Source organism: Pseudomonas sp. LBUM1645 (assembly GCF_059716185.1).
Genome location: NZ_CP166811.1, coordinates 360,726 through 379,840 on the forward strand (window position 1 = coordinate 360,726; position 19,115 = coordinate 379,840).

Genomic DNA, 19,115 nt, shown 5'->3' on the forward strand with positions numbered 1-19,115 from the left:
CGGGTTTTTAGCCCCCCCATTCCACCGGAGCCTTCCATGTCTCGCGTTACCCTGAGTCGCTATTTGATTGAGCAGACCCGTAGCAACAACACCCCTGCCGATCTGCGTTTCCTGATCGAAGTGGTGGCGCGCGCCTGCAAAGAAATCAGCCACGCCGTGTCCAAGGGCGCCCTCGGTGGTGTTCTGGGCAGCATGGGCACCGAAAACGTCCAAGGCGAAGTGCAGAAGAAACTCGACGTGATCTCCAACGAGATCCTGCTCGAAGCCAACGAATGGGGCGGTCACCTGGCCGGCATGGCGTCCGAAGAAATGGACAATGCCTACCAGATCCCGGGCAAATACCCGAAAGGCGCCTACCTGTTGGTATTCGACCCACTGGACGGCTCGTCGAACATCGATATCAACGCACCGGTCGGTACTATTTTCTCGGTGCTGCGTTGCCCGAGCGAATACCTGAGCCAGAACGAAGCCTTGAACGAAAAGGCCTTCCTGCAGCCAGGCACCGAGCAGGTAGCCGCCGGTTATGCCATCTACGGCCCACAGACCATGCTGGTGCTGACCTTGGGTGACGGCGTAAAAGGCTTCACCCTGGACCGTGAAATGGGCAGCTTCGTGCTGACCCACGAAGACATCACGATCCCGGAGTCCACTCAGGAATTCGCGATCAACGCATCCAACCAGCGTCACTGGGAAGCCCCGGTACAACGCTACGTCGGCGAATTGCTGGCGGGCGATGAAGGCCCGCTGAAAAAGAACTACAACATGCGCTGGGTCGCCGCGATGGTCGCGGACGTGCACCGCATCCTGACCCGTGGCGGTCTGTTCATGTACCCACGTGACAGCCGCGAGCCGTCGAAGCCGGGCAAACTGCGTCTGATGTACGAAGCCAACCCGATGTCGTTCCTGGTTGAACAGGCTGGCGGCGCTTCCACCGATGGCCATCAGCGCATCCTCGACATCAAGCCAGATGGCCTGCACCAGCGCGTAGCGGTGTTCCTCGGCTCGAAAGAAGAAGTTGCACGCGTCACGGCTTACCACAAGGAATAAACCATGACCGCGCCCTGGCAGCCGTTGCTCGAATGGTGGTTCGGAACCCTCGAATCCCCCAACGAAATAGCGGCTGACAAGGGCAAGTTATGGTTCGGCAAACGCGACAGCCAGGACCTCGAAGCGCGCACGCGTTTCGGGGACTGGGTCGAGCAGGCACTGGCCGGCGGATTGACCGAGTGGGCGCAACGCCCCGAAGGTTGGCTGGCTCTGGTGCTGTTACTCGATCAACTCCCGCGAATGATCTTTCGCGATACTCCCAAATCCTTTTCAGGCGATCACAGGGCTCAGGCACTGGTGGCGCAGGGCATTGCTGCGGATTTCGATCGGCAGTTGCGGCCGATCCAGCGGGTGTTCATTTACCTGGTGTTTGAGCATTGCGAGAATCTGGCGGTGCAGAACGAAGCGGTTTCGCGGTTTATCGATCTGGTGGCGCAGCAGCCTGAGGGTGATCGGGCGGTGTTTGCCGATAACCTGGATTATGCCGAGCGGCATCAGAAAGTAATTGCGCGGTTTGGACGGTTTCCGCATCGCAATGCGGTGTTGGGAAGGGAGTCTACGGCTGAGGAGATGGCGTTTCTTTCGAAGCCCGGATCTCGCTTTTAGATTTTCTTTGCGGCTAATGCCGTCATCGCGAGCAAGCTCGCTCCCACATGGGTTCTATGCCGTACACAAAATTTGTGTCCAGTGAAGATCCACTGTGGGAGCGAGCTTGCTCGCGATGGGGCCCTAAAGGGCGCTTTAGATTCTGAAACTGCCCACCAACTGCTTCAACCGCGCCGCCTGCTGCTCTAGGTCTGAACACGCACGCAACGTCGACTGCAAGTTCTCCACCCCTTCCTGATTCAGCGTGTTGATCTCGGTGATGTCGACGTTGATCGACTCCACCACCGCCGTTTGCTCTTCCGTCGCAGTGGCCACCGACTGGTTCATCCCGTCGATCTCACCAATACGCTGAGTCACGCTGCCCAGACGTTCGCCTGCCTGATTGGCGATGCCGACGCTGCTTTCGCTTTGGCGCTGGCTGTCGGTCATGGTGATCACGGCTTCCCGGGCGCCGACTTGCAGTTCCTCGATCATCTTCTGCACTTGCTGTGCCGAATCCTGAGTACGGTGCGCGAGGTTACGCACTTCGTCCGCTACCACGGCAAAACCACGACCGGCTTCACCGGCACGGGCCGCTTCGATGGCGGCGTTGAGTGCCAGCAGGTTGGTCTGCTGGGAGATGCTGGTGATCACTTCCAGAATCTGCCCGATGTTGACCGTGTTGCTGTTGAGCGTTTCGATATTGCCGCACGAATCGCTGATCTTCGCCGAGAGCTGCTGCATCGCCGCGATGGTTTTATCCACGACTTGCTGACCGTCTTCGGCCAATGCGCGAGCATCGCTCGAATGCTGAGAGGCGAGGGCGGCGTTCTGGGCGATTTCCTGGGCGGCGGCGCCCAGCTCGTTGATGGCGGCGGCGACGCTGCTGGTGCGCGAGGCTTGCTGGTCGGAGTTGAACATCGACGAGTTCGACGCGGCAACCACACGCAAGGCGACTTCGTTGACCTGGCCGGTGGCTGAGGACACTTCGCGAATCGACGTGTGAATACGCTCCACAAAACGGTTGAACGAGGTGCCCAGCGCACCGAATTCGTCGTGGCCGTGAATGGTCAGGCGTTTGGTCAGGTCACCTTCGCCTTCGGCGATATCATGCATGGCGCGGCCCATGGTCAACAGCGGCTGCATCAAGAAACTGATCAGCATGCCCAACAGCGCGATGATGATCACCACGGCAATGACCATGGCGATGATCGCCGAGGTGCGAAATTCGCTGAGCATCGAGAACGCGGTGTCCTGATCCAGCACCAGCGCCACGTACCAGTCTGCCGAGGGCACACCGTTGACGTGGGTAAAGGAGATGAATTGGGTCTTGCCGTCGATCTCGACTTCTTTCATGCCCGGGCTGACTTTCGGCGCGCCGTTCGGGTAGGCGTCGGTCAGGCTCTTGAGCACCAGTTTGCTGTCCGGGTGGATCAGGATCTTGCCGTCGGCGCTGACGATGAATGCATGGCCGTGGCCGCCGAAGTTCAGCGAGTTGATGATCGCGCTGACGCTGGACAGGTCAATGTCCGCGCCAGCGACGCCGATCATTTGGTTCTGATGTTTCACCGGGGTGGCAACGGTGATCACCAGTTTGCCCGACGACGCGGCGATGTAAGGTTCGGTGACGATGGTCTGTTGCGCACCGTTGGCCGCCTTGTACCAGCCTCGGGCGCGGGGGTCGTAGTCCGCCGTACGATTGCCGGCCGGGACCGAGAACATCACGCCGTCGGTGCCACCGAAGTAGCTCAGCTGAAAATTACTGGTGTAGGCGGGCAGGTCGATGGCGCGCTTGAGGTTGGCTTGGGCGCTGCCGTCCACGGCGATCTGCTGGGACAGCGATTGCAGCAACTGCATGCGGCTTTCCAGCCAGGTCTGGATGTTGCTGGTGGTCAGGCTGCCGAGTTCCTGCATCGAGGATTCGGTACTGCTGCGCAGGGTTTGCCGCTGGCGGTAGTCGTTGAAGAGGATGAAACAAGCGAATGCAACGGCCACCACGAGGGCGGCAGCCAACAAGATCTTGTGGCTGAACTTCATGTTTCTGGTCATTAAATGAGCTACCGCGAAGAGGCTGGTCAACAAAGGGGCGTCAATTTGCCACAGTCGTGGGCTTTGCGCTGCTTTTATGTCGACAGACCGGCGCCAAAGATTAGGCGGCTTTTTGCGAAAACCGACGAAATACTCAATAGCGAAAGAAAGTTGCTGATTTTTCGGAAAAAGGCGGACGAGCGGCCTGATAAATAGCCGGCCGGCCAGGGAACCAGACAGGGGTTTTCTCTTCTAAGCTTCTGCTTGGCAGTCATGCCATTCCCCTTCGCCCCAGGAGCTACACCATGTCGCTGCGTTCTATTGCCCTGCTTTCGTTCTGCGTGTTGTTGGCCGCGTGCAGCAAGGTTAATCAGGAAAACTACTCGAAGCTGTCGTCAGGCATGCCCAAGGCCGAGGTAGAAACCTTGCTGGGCAAACCCGCCGATTGCTCGGGCGCGCTCGGCATGTCCAGCTGTACCTGGGGCGACAAGAACAGCTTTATCAGCGTGCAGTACGCCGGTGACAAAGTGCTGATGTTTTCCGGCCAAGGCCTGAAGTAATCCGGGGTTATACGCCCACGGGAGAAAAACAATGAAGCGGTTACTGATAGTCCTTTTAGCCGGCCTGGTATTGGCCGGCTGCGCCACTTCTGGCGTAGATCCGTTGGCACCGAAAACCGCCAATAGCGTCAATCTCAAGAAGTACCAAGGGACCTGGTACGAATTGGCCCGTCTGCCGATGTATTTCCAGCGCAACTGCGCGCAATCCGAAGCCCATTACACGCTCAAGCCTGACGGCAAAGTGTTGGTGCTGAATCGCTGCCTGACGGCAGACTGGCAATGGGAAGAGGCCAAAGGCGTGGCCTGGCCACAGGAACCGGGCAAAACCGACAAGCTATGGGTCGAGTTCGATACCTGGTTTTCACGGCTGATTCCGGGTGTGGCGAAGGGCGAGTACTGGGTGTTGTATGTCAGCGATGACTACAAGACCGCCATTGTTGGCGATCCGAGCCGCAAGTATCTGTGGCTGCTGTCACGGACCCCGACGGTCAATGGTGTAGTGCGTGAGGAACTGCTGAGCAAGGCACGTCAGCAGGGTTACGACACTACGCGGCTGATCTGGCGCGCGACAGATACGCAGATGGCCAAGACCTCTAACTAGCGGGTTACCAGAAACCAAATGTGGGAGCGAGCTTGCTCGCGATAGCGGACTGTCAGTCAACATTGATGTTGAATCTGACGGCCCCATCGCGAGCAAGCTCGCTCCCACAGTTTTTTGCGTTAGCCCAACAGATCGCGCAGGACTTGGGTGAACGCGCGGTTGCTTTCTTCTTCCCCAGCATGACGCCCGTCGCGTACAACCCACTGGCCATTGACCAGCACATCCCGCACCTGGCGATCGCCACCGGCAAACAACCAACGATTGAGAATCCCGTCGCCACTGGCCGTTGCCAGGTACGGATCGTTGCCATCCAGTACCAGCCAATCCGCACGCTTGCCAACTTCCAGCGCACCGATCGGCTGACCCAGCGCCTGAGCCCCGCCATCCAGCGCCGCGTCGTACAGCGTGCGGCCAACCATCGGCTGATCCGCGCCATACAAACGATTACGGCGTTGGTCGCGCAGACGCTGGCCGTATTCCAGCCAACGCAATTCTTCCACCACGCTCAATGACACATGGCTGTCGGAACCGATGCCCATGCGCCCGCCCTGAGCGAGGAAATCCACCGCCGGGAAAATCCCGTCGCCGAGGTTGGCTTCGGTGGTCAGGCACAAGCCGGCGATGGCGCGACTCTTGGCCATCAACGTGACTTCTTCCGGGTTGGCGTGGGTTGCGTGAACCAGGCACCAGCGCTGATCGACTTCGGTGTTCTCGTACAGCCATTGCAGCGGGCGACGACCGCTCCAGCTCAGGCAGTCGTCGACTTCCTTCTGCTGTTCGGCGATGTGAATGTGCACCGGGCACTGCTTGTCGCTGGCGGCCAGCACTTCGCTGATCTGCTGCGGTGTTACCGCGCGCAACGAGTGGAAACACAAACCCAACGACTGCGCCGGTTGCTGCGCCAGGATCGGCTGCAAGCGCGACTGAAGCTTGAGGTAGTTTTCGGTGCTGTTGATAAAGCGGCGCTGGCCTTCGTTCGGGGCCTGGCCACCGAAACCGGAATGGCTGTAGAGCACTGGCAGCAGGGTCAGGCCGATCCCGGCGGAACTGGCGGCCTGGCTGATGCGCAGCGCCAGTTCGGCCGGGTCCGCGTAAGGCTGGCCGTTGGTGTCGTGGTGTACATAGTGAAATTCCGCGACCGAGGTGTAACCGGCCTTGAGCATTTCGATGTACAGCTGACGGGCGATGACGCCGAGTTGGTCCGGGCTGATTTTTCCGACGAGGCGATACATCAAATCACGCCAGGTCCAGAAACTGTCATTCGGATTACCCGCCACTTCCGCCAGCCCGGCCATGGCCCGCTGGAAGGCGTGGGAGTGTAGATTCGGCATTCCCGGCAGCAGCGGACCGCTAAGCCGTTCGGCGCCATCTGCGTTGGAATCGGCCTGGATATGGGTCAACACGCCATCGGCGCTGACCTCAAGACGTACATTGTTGGCCCATCCACTAGGCAGCAGCGCGCGTTCGGCAAAGAAGGCGGACATGGTTCAGCACCCCATCGTGTGTTATTTGTATATACATATACAGACGTTTGCCTGCTCGGTAAACTCCGGCAAGCTAGCAATCTCTAACTGATGATCAAGGATTAACCGTGCCGACTCCGCCCCAAGTGTCACCGTTGGCCGCGAACATGGGCGACAGTCCGGCGCCCTTGTACGCCCGTGTCAAACAGATGATCACCCAGCAAATCGACAGTGGAAACTGGCCGCCGCACTACCGCGTTCCGTCGGAAAGCGAGCTGGTTAACCAGTTGGGTTTCAGCCGCATGACCATCAACCGCGCCTTGCGCGAAATGACCGCCGACGGTCTGCTGGTGCGTATGCAGGGTGTCGGCACGTTCGTCGCCGAGCCGAAAAGTCAGTCCGCGCTGTTTGAAGTCCACAACATCGCCGACGAAATCGCCTCCCGTGGCCATCGCCATACCTGCAAGGTCATCACCCTCGAGGAAGAGGCGGCTGGTTCCGAGCGGGCACTGGCGCTGGACATGCGTGAAGGCCAGAAAGTCTTTCACTCGCTGATCGTGCATTTCGAAAACGATATTCCGGTGCAAATCGAAGACCGTTTCGTCAATGCGCTGGTGGCACCGGAATACCTCAAGCAGGATTTCACCCTGCAAACGCCTTACGCCTACCTGAACCAGGTCGCTCCGTTGACCGAAGGCGAGCACGTGGTCGAGGCGATTCTGGCCGAGGCCAGCGAGTGCAAGTTGCTGCAGATTGAAAAGGGCGAGCCGTGCCTGCTGATTCGTCGCCGCACCTGGTCCGGCCGTCAGCCAGTGACCGCCGCCCGTTTGATCCACCCCGGTTCCCGTCATCGTCTGGAAGGACGCTTTCATAAATGAGTGAGTTGAAGGTTTTACGCGCAGTTGATTACCCACGCATGCCATGGAAAAACGGCGGCGGCAGCACTGAAGAAATCACCCGTGATGGAGGTGCCGGCCTTGAGGGTTTCGGCTGGCGCCTGTCGATTGCCGACATCGGCGAGTCGGGCGGTTTCTCGACATTCGCCGGCTATGAGCGGGTGATCACGGTGCTGCAAGGCGACGGCATGACCTTGCGGGTTGATGGTCAGGACACTCGGCCATTGTTACCGCTGGACCCATTTGCTTTCAGCGGCGAGAGCCAGGTTTCCTGCGCATTGCTCGGCGGGCCGATTCGCGACTTCAACCTGATTTATGCACCGCAGCGTTATAGCGCGCGATTGCAGTGGCTGGACGGCGAGCAGCGGTTTTTCAGCTCGGCAGGCACGGTGCTGGTATTTAGTGTCACCGACGAGCTTGAAGTGAAGGTCGGTAACAGTGCCTCACAGCTCGGTCGCCATGATTGCCTGCAACTCGACGGTAACGCCGGCCTGCTGGAAGTCTCCAGCAACGGCCCGTGCTGTGTGATCGAACTGATCGCACGCTGATTCAAAATCCCTAAAAGATCGCAGCCTCGTTTCACTCGACAGCTCCTACAGAGAATGGCGTTCATCCTGTAGGAGCTGTCGAGTGAAGCGAGGCTGCGATCTTTTGCTTTCCAGCGTTTCCCAATGCGCACCACTTTGTTACCGAACGCCCCAGCGTGGCGCAAAACCACGCCCAAGTAACAGCGGTCACACCCCTCGCAAAATCCCCCCGAAAAATTTCATCTTTGCCAGAACCCTTGATCCAGGCGCTTTCCAGCCCTTTCAAAACTTTTCTTGAGCACTCATCCAGCAAGTTGGCCGCTTGATTGCATATGCTTGTATGTACAAGTAAAGACGTATGCGTATGAGTCGATCGAGACTCCTCGCAACGTCCACTGATTCGCTTGTGTCGCTTTGACGCGCACAGGCTGGCTTACCCACCGCCAGGGTTGGTTTGGATTGATCGCTGAGGAGTCTTTTTCGTGACTGACAATACCCAGAAACCTACTAAGTTTCGTGACGTTGAAATTCGTGCCGCTCGTGGTAACAAGCTGACCGCCAAGAGCTGGCTGACTGAAGCGCCGCTGCGCATGTTGATGAACAACCTCGACCCGGAAGTCGCCGAGAACCCTAAAGAACTGGTGGTTTACGGTGGTATCGGTCGTGCGGCGCGTAACTGGGAATGCTACGACAAGATCGTCGAAAGCCTGACCAACCTGAATGACGACGAGACCCTGCTGGTGCAATCCGGCAAGCCGGTCGGCGTGTTCAAGACCCACAGCAATGCCCCGCGCGTACTGATCGCCAACTCCAACCTGGTGCCACACTGGGCGAGCTGGGAACACTTCAACGAACTCGACGCCAAAGGCCTGGCCATGTACGGCCAGATGACCGCCGGCAGCTGGATCTACATCGGCAGCCAGGGCATCGTTCAAGGCACCTACGAAACCTTCGTCGAAGCCGGTCGCCAACACTACAACGATGACCTGAAAGGTCGTTGGGTCCTGACCGCAGGCCTCGGCGGCATGGGCGGCGCTCAACCTCTGGCCGCGACCCTGGCCGGCGCTTGCTCGCTGAACATCGAATGCCAACAAGTCAGCATCGATTTCCGTTTGAACAGCCGTTACGTCGATGAGCAAGCCACCGACCTCGACGACGCTCTGGCACGTATCGCCAAATACACCAAGGAAGGCAAAGCGATTTCCATTGCCCTGCTCGGCAACGCGGCTGAAATCCTGCCGGAACTGGTCAAGCGCGGCGTGCGCCCGGACATGGTCACTGACCAGACCAGCGCCCACGACCCGCTCAACGGTTACCTGCCAGCCGGCTGGACCTGGGAAGAGTACCGCGCTCGCGCCAAGACCGAGCCAGCCGCTGTCGTCAAAGCCGCCAAGCAATCGATGGCCGTGCACGTTAAAGCGATGTTGGACTTCCAGAAAATGGGCATTCCAACCTTCGACTACGGCAACAACATCCGTCAGATGGCCCAAGAAGAAGGCGTCGAGAACGCATTCGACTTCCCGGGTTTCGTACCGGCTTACATCCGTCCGCTGTTCTGCCGCGGTATCGGTCCATTCCGTTGGGCTGCACTGTCGGGCGATCCGCAAGACATCTACAAAACCGACGCCAAAGTAAAAGAGCTGATCCCGGACGACGCACACCTGCACAACTGGCTGGACATGGCGCGCGAGCGCATCAGCTTCCAGGGTCTGCCGGCACGTATCTGCTGGGTTGGCCTGGGCCTGCGCGCCAAGCTCGGTCTGGCGTTCAACGAAATGGTTCGCAGCGGTGAATTGTCCGCGCCAATCGTGATCGGTCGCGACCACCTGGACTCCGGTTCGGTAGCCAGCCCGAACCGCGAAACCGAATCCATGCAGGACGGTTCCGATGCCGTGTCCGACTGGCCACTGCTCAACGCTCTGCTCAACACCGCGAGCGGCGCGACCTGGGTTTCCCTGCACCACGGCGGCGGCGTCGGCATGGGCTTCTCCCAGCACTCGGGCATGGTGATTGTCTGCGACGGTACTGACGAAGCGGCCGAGCGTATCGCTCGCGTCCTGCACAACGACCCGGCGACCGGTGTCATGCGTCACGCTGATGCGGGTTACCAGATCGCGATTGACTGCGCCAAGGAACAGGGCCTGAACCTGCCGATGATTACCGGCAAATAAAACGCAAAACCCTGTAGGAGCTGCCGCAGGCTGCGATCTTTTGATTTTGATCTTGAAAAGATCGCAGCCTCGTTTCACTCGACAGCTCCTACGGGAGTCACACCAACACCGAATAACAATCCACAGAGGTTGAATCATGGCTGTTAACAGCGATCGTGCAGGCAGTAAACCGTTGATCGAGAAACGTTCGATCGACTACATCCCGGAAGCGGAAAGACACGGTCGTCTGTTAAGCCAGTTCACCCTGTGGATGGGTGCCAACCTGCAAATCACCGCGATTGTCACCGGGGCCCTGGCCGTGGTGCTGGGCGGTGATGTGTTCTGGTCGTTGATCGGATTGCTGATCGGTCAACTGCTCGGTGGTGGCGTAATGGCGCTGCATGCCGCGCAAGGGCCCAAGCTTGGCCTGCCGCAGATGATTTCCAGTCGGGTGCAGTTCGGCGTTTACGGCGCCGCTATCCCGATTGTGCTGGTGTGCCTGATGTACCTCGGCTTCACCGCCACCGGCACCGTACTGTCCGGCCAGGCGCTGGGTCAGTTGTTCGGGGTCAGTGACACCATCGGTATCCTCGTTTTCGCCAGTGTCATCGTGCTGGTCACGGTGCTCGGTTATCGGGTGATCCATTGGATAGGCCGTGTTGCCAGTGTCATTGGCGTGATTGCCTTTGTTTATCTGTTCAGCCGTCTGATCAGTCAGGTTGACGTTGGCGCACTTCTGCAAATCCGTCACTTCAGTTGGAGCAGCTTCCTGCTCGCGGTGTCGCTCGCGGCATCCTGGCAGATCGCCTTCGGCCCTTATGTGGCTGATTATTCACGCTACCTGCCGAGCAAGGTTTCAGCGGTGAAAACCTTCTTCGCTGCAGGCGCAGGTTCGGTCATTGGCGCCCAGGTGGCGATGGTCCTTGGCGTGTTCGCTGCCGCTTCGGCCAACGGCCAATTCGCCGGCCACGAAGTCGCCTATATCGTGGGCCTGGGTGGTACCGGTGCCACCGCAGCGCTGCTGTACTTCAGCATTGCATTCGGCAAGGTCACCATTTCCACGCTCAACTCCTACGGCAGCTTCATGTGCATTGCGACCATCATCAGCGGTTTCCGTGGTGAGCTGAAGGTCACGCGCTTGCAGCGTCTGGTCTTCGTGCTGGTCATCGTCGGTGCTGCGACCTTGATGGCGTTGCTCGGTCAGCACTCGTTCCTCGGTGCGTTCAAGTCCTTCATCCTGTTCCTGCTGGCGTTCTTCACGCCATGGAGCGCGATCAACCTGGTGGACTACTACTGCATCACCCGCGAACGCTATGACGTGCCGGCGCTGGCCGATCCGAACGGTCGCTACGGTCGTTGGAACGCCCTCGGGCTCAGCGTCTATGTCTTCGGTGTACTGGTGCAGCTGCCGTTCATCGCCACCAAGTTCTATACCGGTCCGCTGGTAGACGCCCTGGGTGGTGTGGATATTTCCTGGATCATCGGTCTGGTGCTTCCCGCAGCCCTGTATTACGTGTGCGCAAAAAAATGGCACGGCTCGGTACCCGATCACCTGATTCTGCCAGTTGAGCAGGACAGCGTTGTAGAACAAAAAACAAGTGGGGCTGGTCGCGCTGCGGCGCAGGCCTGATTGGATGTGGACAGGGCTGGATGCCTCTTGACTGCCGTAAGCCAACTCATGATTAGGAGCGTCACTACAATGAAATCGAACAAGACCCTGCTGACCACATTGCTTTCCATGGGCCTGCTGGCCAGTGCCGGCGCCACTCAGGCGGCGGGTTGGTGCGAGTCGGGCAAACCGGTGAAGTTCGCCGGCCTGAACTGGGAAAGCGCCATGCTGCTGACCGACGTGCTGCAAGTCGTGTTGGAGAAAGGCTACGACTGCAAGACCGACAGCCTGCCGGGCAACTCCATCACCATGGAAAACGCCCTGAGCAGCAACGATATTCAAATCTTCGCCGAAGAGTGGGTCGGCCGTAGCGAAGTCTGGAACAAGGCTGAGAAGGCCGGCAAGGTTGTCGGTATCGGCGCTCCGGTCGTGGGTGCTGTCGAAGGCTGGTACGTGCCGCGTTATGTGATCGAAGGCGACGCCAAGCGCAAGCTGGAGCCTAAAGCTCCGGACCTGAAAGCGATCGCCGATCTGGGTAAATACGCTGCAGTGTTCAAGGATCAGGAAGAGCCATCCAAAGGCCGTTTCTATAACTGCCCGGCCGGTTGGACCTGCGAGCTGGATAACAGCGAAATGCTGAAAAGCTACGGCCTGGAAAGCACCTACACCAACTTCCGTCCGGGCACCGGTCCGGCACTGGATGCCGCGGTACTGTCGAGCTACAAGCGTGGCGAGCCGATCCTGTTCTACTACTGGTCGCCAACCCCGCTGATGGGCCAGGTCGACCTGGTGAAACTCGAAGAGAAACCAGGCGTGAACAAGGAAGTGACCATTAAGGTCGGCGTGTCCAAGGTCTTCCACGAACAAGCCCCGGAACTGGTGGCTGTGCTGGAAAAGGTCAACCTGCCAATCGACCTGCTCAACCAGAACCTCGGGCGCATGGCCAAAGAGCGGATCGAGTCACCAAAACTGGCGAAAATCTTCCTCAAGGAACATCCTGAAGTCTGGCACGCATGGGTGAGCGAAGACGCAGCCAAAAAGATCGACGCGGCCTTGTAGGTTGAGCCTCTTCGACTGCCCTGAGCGGCAGTCGGATGCTTGATCGCAACCCCTTGATTGAGAGTCTCTTATGTTTCCCGAAAGCTTTACCTTTTCCATCGCCGACTGGGTCAACAGTTGGGTCGATTCACTGGTCACCAACTACGGCGACGTGTTCCGGCACATCTCCGACACCCTGTTGTGGGCCATCGTCAATCTTGAAGGGCTGCTGCGTGCGGCGCCCTGGTGGCTGATGCTGGCGATCGTGGCGGGCGTTGCCTGGCACGCGACCCGCAAAGTCGTGACCACCGCCGTGATCGTAGGCTTGTTGTTCCTGGTGGGTGCGGTCGGCCTCTGGGACAAGCTGATGCAGACCCTGGCGCTGATGATGGTGGCGACCATCATTTCGGTGATGATCGGCATTCCGCTGGGCATTCTTTCGGCACGCAGCAATCGCCTGCGTTCGATCTTGATGCCGTTGCTGGACATCATGCAGACCATGCCGAGTTTCGTGTACCTGATCCCGGTGCTGATGCTGTTCGGCCTGGGCAAGGTCCCGGCGATTTTCGCCACCGTGATCTACGCCGCACCACCGCTGATCCGCCTGACTGATCTGGGTATTCGCCAGGTCGACGGCGAAGTGATGGAAGCGATCAACGCCTTCGGCGCCAACCGCTGGCAGCAACTGTTTGGCGTGCAACTTCCGCTGGCCCTGCCGAGCATCATGGCCGGGATTAACCAGACCACCATGATGGCCCTGTCGATGGTAGTGATTGCCTCGATGATCGGTGCCCGTGGCCTGGGTGAAGACGTGTTGGTGGGGATTCAGACCCTCAACGTTGGACGTGGTCTTGAGGCGGGTCTGGCGATCGTGATTCTGGCAGTGGTTATCGACCGTATTACTCAGGCGTATGGTCGGGCACGGCATGAGGTGAGCAAATGAACAACGAAGCCATCAGCAAGATCGAAGTCAAAAACGTCTTCAAGATTTTCGGCAACCGTTCCAAGGATGCGCTGGCCATGATTGGCCAGGGCAAAACCAAAGATCAGGTGCTGTCCGAAACCGGCTGTGTGGTCGGCGTGAACGACTTGTCCCTGAGCATCGGCACCGGCGAGATCTTCGTGATCATGGGCCTGTCGGGTTCCGGCAAGTCGACGCTGGTGCGCCACTTCAATCGCCTGATCGACCCGACCAGCGGCGCGATCCTGGTGGACGGCGTGGACATCCTGCAATACGACATGGAAGCCCTGCGCGAATTTCGCCGGCACAAGATCAGCATGGTGTTCCAGAGCTTCGGCCTGCTGCCGCACAAGACCGTGGTGGATAACGTCGCCTACGGCCTGAAAGTGCGTGGCGAGACCAAGCAAATGTGCTCCGAGCGCGCGCTGCACTGGATCAACACCGTGGGCCTCAAGGGCTACGAAAACAAATACCCGCATCAGCTCTCGGGCGGCATGCGTCAGCGTGTTGGCCTGGCTCGCGCCTTGGCGGCAGACACCGACATCATCCTGATGGACGAAGCCTTCAGTGCCCTCGACCCGCTGATTCGCGCCGAGATGCAGGACCAGTTGCTGGAACTGCAAAAGACCCTGCACAAGACCATCGTCTTCATCACCCACGACCTCGACGAGGCCGTGCGCATCGGCAACCGCATTGCGATTCTCAAGGATGGCCGCCTGATTCAGGTCGGCACGCCAAGAGAGATCCTGCATTCGCCGGCGGATGAGTATGTGGATCGGTTCGTACAGCGTCGGGCGGCAGTGGTTTAAAGGTTTGCGGTGTTTGTGCTGGCCTCATCGCGGGCAAGCCTTGCTCCTACAGGTCCGCGGTGAAACCCCGTAGGAGCAAAGCTTGCTCGCGATAGCGTCGGCAAAGCTGCATCAATATTCAGATGTACGGTTGAGGTTAATGATGTCCCAGGCTGAAAAAATCGTTATCGCCGACGCCCCGTTGCGTTGGCAGGATGTGGTCGCCGTCGCCCGCCATGGCGCACAACTTGAGCTGTCGCCACAGACCTGGGCACGGATCGAAAATGCCCAGGCGATCGTCCAGCGCATCGTCGTCAGCGGCGAGCGCGCCTATGGCGTCAACACCGGCCTCGGCGCGCTGTGCAATGTCTCGCTCAAAGACGAGCAACTCAGTCAACTGTCGCGCAACACCCTGCTCAGTCACGCCTGTGGCGTTGGCGCGCCACTGGCCGACGAACAGACCCGCGCAATCATCTGCGCCGCCATTCGCAACTACAGCCATGGCAAATCCGGCATTCATCGCCGGGTCGTCGAAGGTCTTCTGGCGCTGCTCAATCGCGGCATTACCCCGCAAGTGCCGTCCCAGGGTTCCGTGGGTTACCTGACCCACATGGCCCACATCAGCATCGCGCTGCTGGGTGTCGGCAATGTCAGCTATCGCGGACAGATTGTTTCCGCACAGCAGGCCCTAGCCGAAGAAGGTCTGCAACCGGTCCAGCTGGGCGCCAAAGATGGCCTGTGCCTGGTGAACGGCACGCCGTGCATGTCCGGCCTCAGCTGCCTGGCACTCGCCGACGCCACGCGTCTGCTGCAATGGGCCGACGTGATCGGCGCCATGAGCTTCGAAGCCCAGCGCGGTCAGATCGCTGCGTTCGATGCCGAGATCATCGCGCTCAAACCGCATCCAGGCATGCAGCAAGTCGGCATCAACCTGCGTGCGTTGCTCGATGGCAGTGAAGTGATTGCCAGCAGCAAGGGCATTCGTACTCAGGATGCATTGAGCATCCGTTCGATTCCGCAGGTTCACGGCGCCGCTCGCGATCAGCTTGAGCACGCGAAAAAGCAGATCGAAACCGAACTCAACTCTGTCACCGACAACCCGATGCTGCTGGGCACACCGGATGACTTCCGGGTGGTGTCCCAGGCCAACCCGCACGGTCAATCCGTTGCATTGGCGGCGGATTTGCTGGCCATCGCCATGGCTGAAATCGGCTCCATCGCCGAACGTCGCCTCGACCGCTTGATCAACCCGCATGTCAGCGGTTTGCCGGCATTCCTGGTGGCCAATCCAGGGGTGAACTCCGGGATGATGATCGTCCAGTACGTCGCCGCTTCGCTGTGTGCGGAAAACCGTCAGTTGGCGCAACCGGCGGTACTCGACAACTACGTCACCTCGGGCTTGCAGGAAGATCACCTGAGCCTGGGCACCAACGCTGCGCTGAAGCTGCATCGCGCCCTGGAAAACTGCACCCAGATCCTCGCCATCGAGTACCTGTTGGCGTCTCAGGCGTTTGAATTCTTGAAAGAGCAACGCTTCGGCGCCGGCACCGATGCCGCCTGGCGTCTGCTGCGCGAGCGAGTTCCGGCCTACGACCAGGACCGCTGGCTGGCACCGGACATCGCCAGTGCCGCCGCCGTTTTGAAAGACCCGATTTTGCTGCACAAAGTGTTACCGAACCTGAACTGATTTCCACCACACCAGCGTGCCAAGGCGCGGCTCCCCAAAAGCGAGACGCGACGGACAACGGACATCTCCGGAGCGTCTGGTGAGTTAATGACAAACTCTCAAAAGGAGCACGAAATGACTGCGTTAAACCTTATTCCCGGCCAACTGAGCCTTGCCCAACTGCGTGATGTCTATCAGCAGCCGGTCAAAATCACCCTCGATGAAAGCGCCTCGAACCAGATTGAAGCCAGCGTTGCCTGCGTGGAACAGATCCTCGCCGAGAACCGCACCGCTTATGGCATCAACACCGGTTTCGGCCTGCTGGCGTCGACCCGTATCGCCAGTGAAGACCTGGAAAACCTGCAGCGCTCGCTGGTGCTGTCCCACGCCGCCGGTGTCGGCGAGCCGATCAGCGACGCACTGGTTCGCTTGGTCATGGTGCTCAAGGTCAACAGCCTGAGCCGTGGCTTCTCCGGCATTCGTCGCAAGGTCATCGACGCGCTGATCGCCCTGATCAACGCCGAGGTTTACCCGCACATTCCATTGAAAGGTTCGGTCGGTGCCTCCGGTGACCTGGCGCCTTTGGCCCACATGTCGCTGGTGCTGCTGGGCGAAGGCAAGGCCCGCTACAAAGGCGAATGGATGGAAGCAACCGAAGCACTGAAAGTGGCCGGTCTGACCCCGCTGACCCTGGCCGCGAAAGAAGGTCTGGCTCTGCTCAACGGTACTCAAGTTTCCACCGCTTACGCGCTGCGTGGTCTGTTCGAAGGCGAAGACCTGTTCGCTGGCGCTGTGGCGCTGGGCGCACTGACCGTTGAAGCCGTGCTGGGCTCGCGCTCGCCGTTTGATGCCCGCATCCACGCCGCTCGTGGCCAGAAAGGCCAGATCGACGCCGCTGCCGCTTACCGCGATCTGCTGGGCGAGCGCAGTGAAGTGTCCGACTCGCACCAGAACTGCGAAAAGGTCCAGGACCCGTACTCCCTGCGCTGCCAGCCGCAAGTCATGGGCGCTTGCCTGACCCAGTTCCGTCAGGCTGCCGAAGTGCTTGTGATCGAAGCCAACGCCGTTTCGGATAACCCGCTGGTATTCGCCGCTGAAGGCGACGTGATCTCCGGCGGTAACTTCCACGCCGAACCGGTCGCCATGGCTGCCGACAACATGGCGTTGGCCATCGCTGAAATCGGTTCCCTGAGCGAACGTCGTATCTCGCTGATGATGGACAAGCACATGTCGCAACTGCCGCCGTTCCTGGTGGCCAATGGCGGCGTGAACTCCGGCTTCATGATTGCCCAGGTGACCGCTGCGGCACTGGCCAGCGAGAACAAGGCGTTGTCCCATCCGCACTCGGTGGACAGCCTGCCGACTTCCGCGAACCAGGAAGACCACGTTTCCATGGCGCCAGCTGCCGGCAAGCGCCTGTGGGAAATGGCCGAAAACACTCGCGGTGTTCTCGCGGTGGAATGGTTGGCTGCGGTCCAAGGTCTGGATCTGCGTGATGGCCTGAAGACTTCTTCGAAGCTGGAAGAGGCCCGCGGGATTCTGCGTGCGCAAGTGCCTTTCTATGAGAAGGATCGCTTCTTTGCGCCGGACATCAACGCGGCGAGCGAGTTGTTGGCGAGCCGTTGCCTGAACGCGCTGGTACCGGCGAAGTTGCTGCCTAGCCTGTGATGACCTCTTCGCGAGCAGGCTCGCTCCCACAGGGTTTACGCAACCCAATGTGGGAGCGAGCTTGCTCGCGATTCGATTTTGCGTCGAATAAGAATAATTAAGGACGAGCAATGCAACAGTCAGAAAAGGGTTTGAAACGCGGGCTCTCTGCCCGACATATTCGCTTCATGGCGCTGGGGTCGGCGATCGGCACCGGGCTGTTTTACGGTTCTGCCTCGGCCATTCAAATGGCCGGTCCTGCGGTACTGCTCGCTTACCTGATCGGTGGTGCGGCGGTGTTCATGGTCATGCGCGCCCTCGGTGAGATGGCGGTGCACAACCCGGTGGCGGGCTCTTTCGGCCACTACGCCAGCACTTATCTTGGGCCGATGGCGGGCTTCATCCTCGGTTGGACCTACGCGTTTGAAATGGTCATCGTCGGCATGGCCGACGTCACCGCATTCGGCATTTACATGGGCTTCTGGTTTCCGGAGGTCGCCCGCTGGATCTGGGTGCTGGGCATCGTTTCGGTGGTCGGTGGCTTGAACCTGTGCAACGTCAAAGTCTTCGGTGAAATGGAGTTCTGGCTGTCGCTGCTGAAGGTCGCGGCCATCGTCGCGATGATCCTCGGTGGCTTCGGCATCATGCTGTTCGGTATCAGCACGGCGCCCGGCGCCCAGGCGACCGACATCAGCAATCTCTGGAGCCATGGCGGCTTCATGCCCAATGGTGTGGGCGGTTTGATCGCTTCGTTCGCGGTGGTGATGTTTGCGTTTGGCGGCATTGAAATCATCGGCGTAACGGCCGGTGAAGCCAAAGACCCGCAGCGCGTGCTGCCCCGGGCGATCAATGCCGTACCGTTGCGTATCCTGCTGTTCTACGTGCTGACGATGTTCGTACTGATGTCGATTTTTCCATGGCAGCAGATCGGCAGCCAAGGCAGTCCATTTGTGCAGATTTTCGACAACCTGGGGATCAGCTCGGCGGCGACCATTCTCAATATCGTGGTGATCTCGGCGGCAGTGTCGGCGATCAACAGTGACATCTTCGGCGCTGGCCGCATGATGTACGGTCTGGCCCAGCAAGGGCATGCGCCCAAGGGCTTCGCCCGCTTGTCGCGCAACGGCGTGCCATGGATGACGGTAGTGGTGATGAGTGTCGCGCTGCTGCTGGGCGTGCTGCTGAACTACCTGATTCCGGAAAACGTATTTCTGTTGATCGCCTCCATCGCCACCTTTGCGACGGTGTGGGTCTGGTTGATGATTCTGTTCACCCAAGTGGCCATGCGTCGTTCCATGAGTGCCGAACAGGTCGCCCAACTGAAATTCCCGGTGCCGTTCTGGCCCTATGCGCCGATGGCGGCGATTGCCTTCATGCTGTTCATCTTTGGCGTGCTGGGCTATTTCCCGGACACCCAGGCGGCTCTGATCGTCGGCGTGGTCTGGATTGTATTACTGGTGCTGGCCTACCTGACGTGGGTGAAACCGGCGGCAGGGAAGACCGTACCCGTGGAGCGGGAACCATCTTTTTCTCATCGATAACCTAACGG

16 protein-coding genes are annotated in these 19,115 nt (G+C 59.4%); 14 read left to right on the top strand and 2 right to left on the bottom strand.

From position 1 onward, the window contains the following. Positions 1-36: 36 nt before the first annotated feature. On the top strand, positions 37-1,047 hold the full coding sequence (locus tag ACA079_RS01610) for a class 1 fructose-bisphosphatase (protein ID WP_033055301.1): 1,011 nt from the start codon (positions 37-39) through the stop codon (positions 1,045-1,047). 3 nt (positions 1,048-1,050) lie between these two features. Beyond that, complete coding sequence (locus ACA079_RS01615) at positions 1,051-1,653, top strand: DUF924 family protein (RefSeq protein WP_497702360.1); 603 nt, start codon at positions 1,051-1,053, stop codon at positions 1,651-1,653. Between the two features lie 135 nt (positions 1,654-1,788). On the opposite strand, the gene ACA079_RS01620 is transcribed toward ACA079_RS01615, so the two are convergent. After that, the gene (locus ACA079_RS01620; RefSeq protein WP_497702361.1) at positions 1,789-3,681 is read right to left on the bottom strand and encodes a methyl-accepting chemotaxis protein; all 1,893 of its coding nucleotides are present in this window, start codon (positions 3,679-3,681) and stop codon (positions 1,789-1,791) included. 284 nt (positions 3,682-3,965) lie between these two features. On the opposite strand from ACA079_RS01620, the gene ACA079_RS01625 reads away from it, so the two are divergent. Next, complete coding sequence (locus ACA079_RS01625; RefSeq protein ID WP_046052167.1) at positions 3,966-4,220, top strand: lipoprotein; 255 nt, start codon at positions 3,966-3,968, stop codon at positions 4,218-4,220. 31 nt (positions 4,221-4,251) lie between these two features. Beyond that, positions 4,252-4,821 (top strand): lipocalin family protein, encoded by a 570-nt coding sequence (locus ACA079_RS01630; RefSeq protein ID WP_497702362.1) that lies wholly within the window; start codon positions 4,252-4,254, stop codon positions 4,819-4,821. Positions 4,822-4,940: 119 nt separating this feature from the next. On the opposite strand, the gene ACA079_RS01635 is transcribed toward ACA079_RS01630, so the two are convergent. Next, on the bottom strand, positions 4,941-6,305 hold the full coding sequence (locus ACA079_RS01635) for a formimidoylglutamate deiminase (protein ID WP_095127540.1): 1,365 nt from the start codon (positions 6,303-6,305) through the stop codon (positions 4,941-4,943). Between the two features lie 146 nt (positions 6,306-6,451). Between ACA079_RS01635 and hutC the strand changes: the two genes are divergently transcribed. From hutC to ACA079_RS01685, 10 genes are all read left to right on the top strand, one after another. Beyond that, positions 6,452-7,162 carry a histidine utilization transcriptional repressor HutC gene (gene hutC, locus ACA079_RS01640; protein WP_201192620.1) on the top strand — a complete coding sequence of 237 codons (711 nt, stop codon included), beginning with the start codon at positions 6,452-6,454 and terminating at the stop codon, positions 7,160-7,162. Continuing rightward, a complete protein-coding gene (locus ACA079_RS01645) occupies positions 7,159-7,728 on the top strand; it encodes a HutD/Ves family protein (protein ID WP_497702363.1) in 570 nt (189 codons plus the stop codon). The genes hutC and ACA079_RS01645 overlap by 4 nt, the downstream gene beginning before the upstream one ends. 461 nt (positions 7,729-8,189) lie before the next feature. Then, positions 8,190-9,878 carry a urocanate hydratase gene (gene hutU / locus ACA079_RS01650; RefSeq protein ID WP_497702364.1) on the top strand — a complete coding sequence of 563 codons (1,689 nt, stop codon included), beginning with the start codon at positions 8,190-8,192 and terminating at the stop codon, positions 9,876-9,878. A gap of 136 nt (positions 9,879-10,014) precedes the next feature. Next, on the top strand, positions 10,015-11,487 hold the full coding sequence (locus ACA079_RS01655; RefSeq protein WP_497702365.1) for a purine-cytosine permease family protein: 1,473 nt from the start codon (positions 10,015-10,017) through the stop codon (positions 11,485-11,487). Positions 11,488-11,556: 69 nt separating this feature from the next. Beyond that, positions 11,557-12,525 (top strand): ABC transporter substrate-binding protein, encoded by a 969-nt coding sequence (locus tag ACA079_RS01660; protein WP_497270017.1) that lies wholly within the window; start codon positions 11,557-11,559, stop codon positions 12,523-12,525. A gap of 70 nt (positions 12,526-12,595) precedes the next feature. Next, positions 12,596-13,447, top strand: coding sequence for an ABC transporter permease (locus tag ACA079_RS01665; protein ID WP_111449402.1), 852 nt, complete (start codon positions 12,596-12,598; stop codon positions 13,445-13,447). Then, positions 13,444-14,274: a quaternary amine ABC transporter ATP-binding protein gene (locus tag ACA079_RS01670; protein WP_008149478.1), complete on the top strand. Its 831-nt coding sequence runs from the start codon at positions 13,444-13,446 to the stop codon at positions 14,272-14,274. The genes ACA079_RS01665 and ACA079_RS01670 overlap by 4 nt, the downstream gene beginning before the upstream one ends. Before the next feature lie 142 nt (positions 14,275-14,416). After that, positions 14,417-15,940 (top strand): histidine ammonia-lyase, encoded by a 1,524-nt coding sequence (gene hutH / locus ACA079_RS01675; protein ID WP_497702366.1) that lies wholly within the window; start codon positions 14,417-14,419, stop codon positions 15,938-15,940. Positions 15,941-16,054: 114 nt separating this feature from the next. Continuing rightward, positions 16,055-17,587, top strand: coding sequence for a histidine ammonia-lyase (gene hutH / locus ACA079_RS01680; RefSeq protein ID WP_497702367.1), 1,533 nt, complete (start codon positions 16,055-16,057; stop codon positions 17,585-17,587). A gap of 110 nt (positions 17,588-17,697) precedes the next feature. After that, entirely contained in the window at positions 17,698-19,107 is a 1,410-nt protein-coding gene (locus ACA079_RS01685) for an amino acid permease (RefSeq protein ID WP_497702368.1), read from the top strand. Positions 19,108-19,115: the final 8 nt, after the last annotated feature.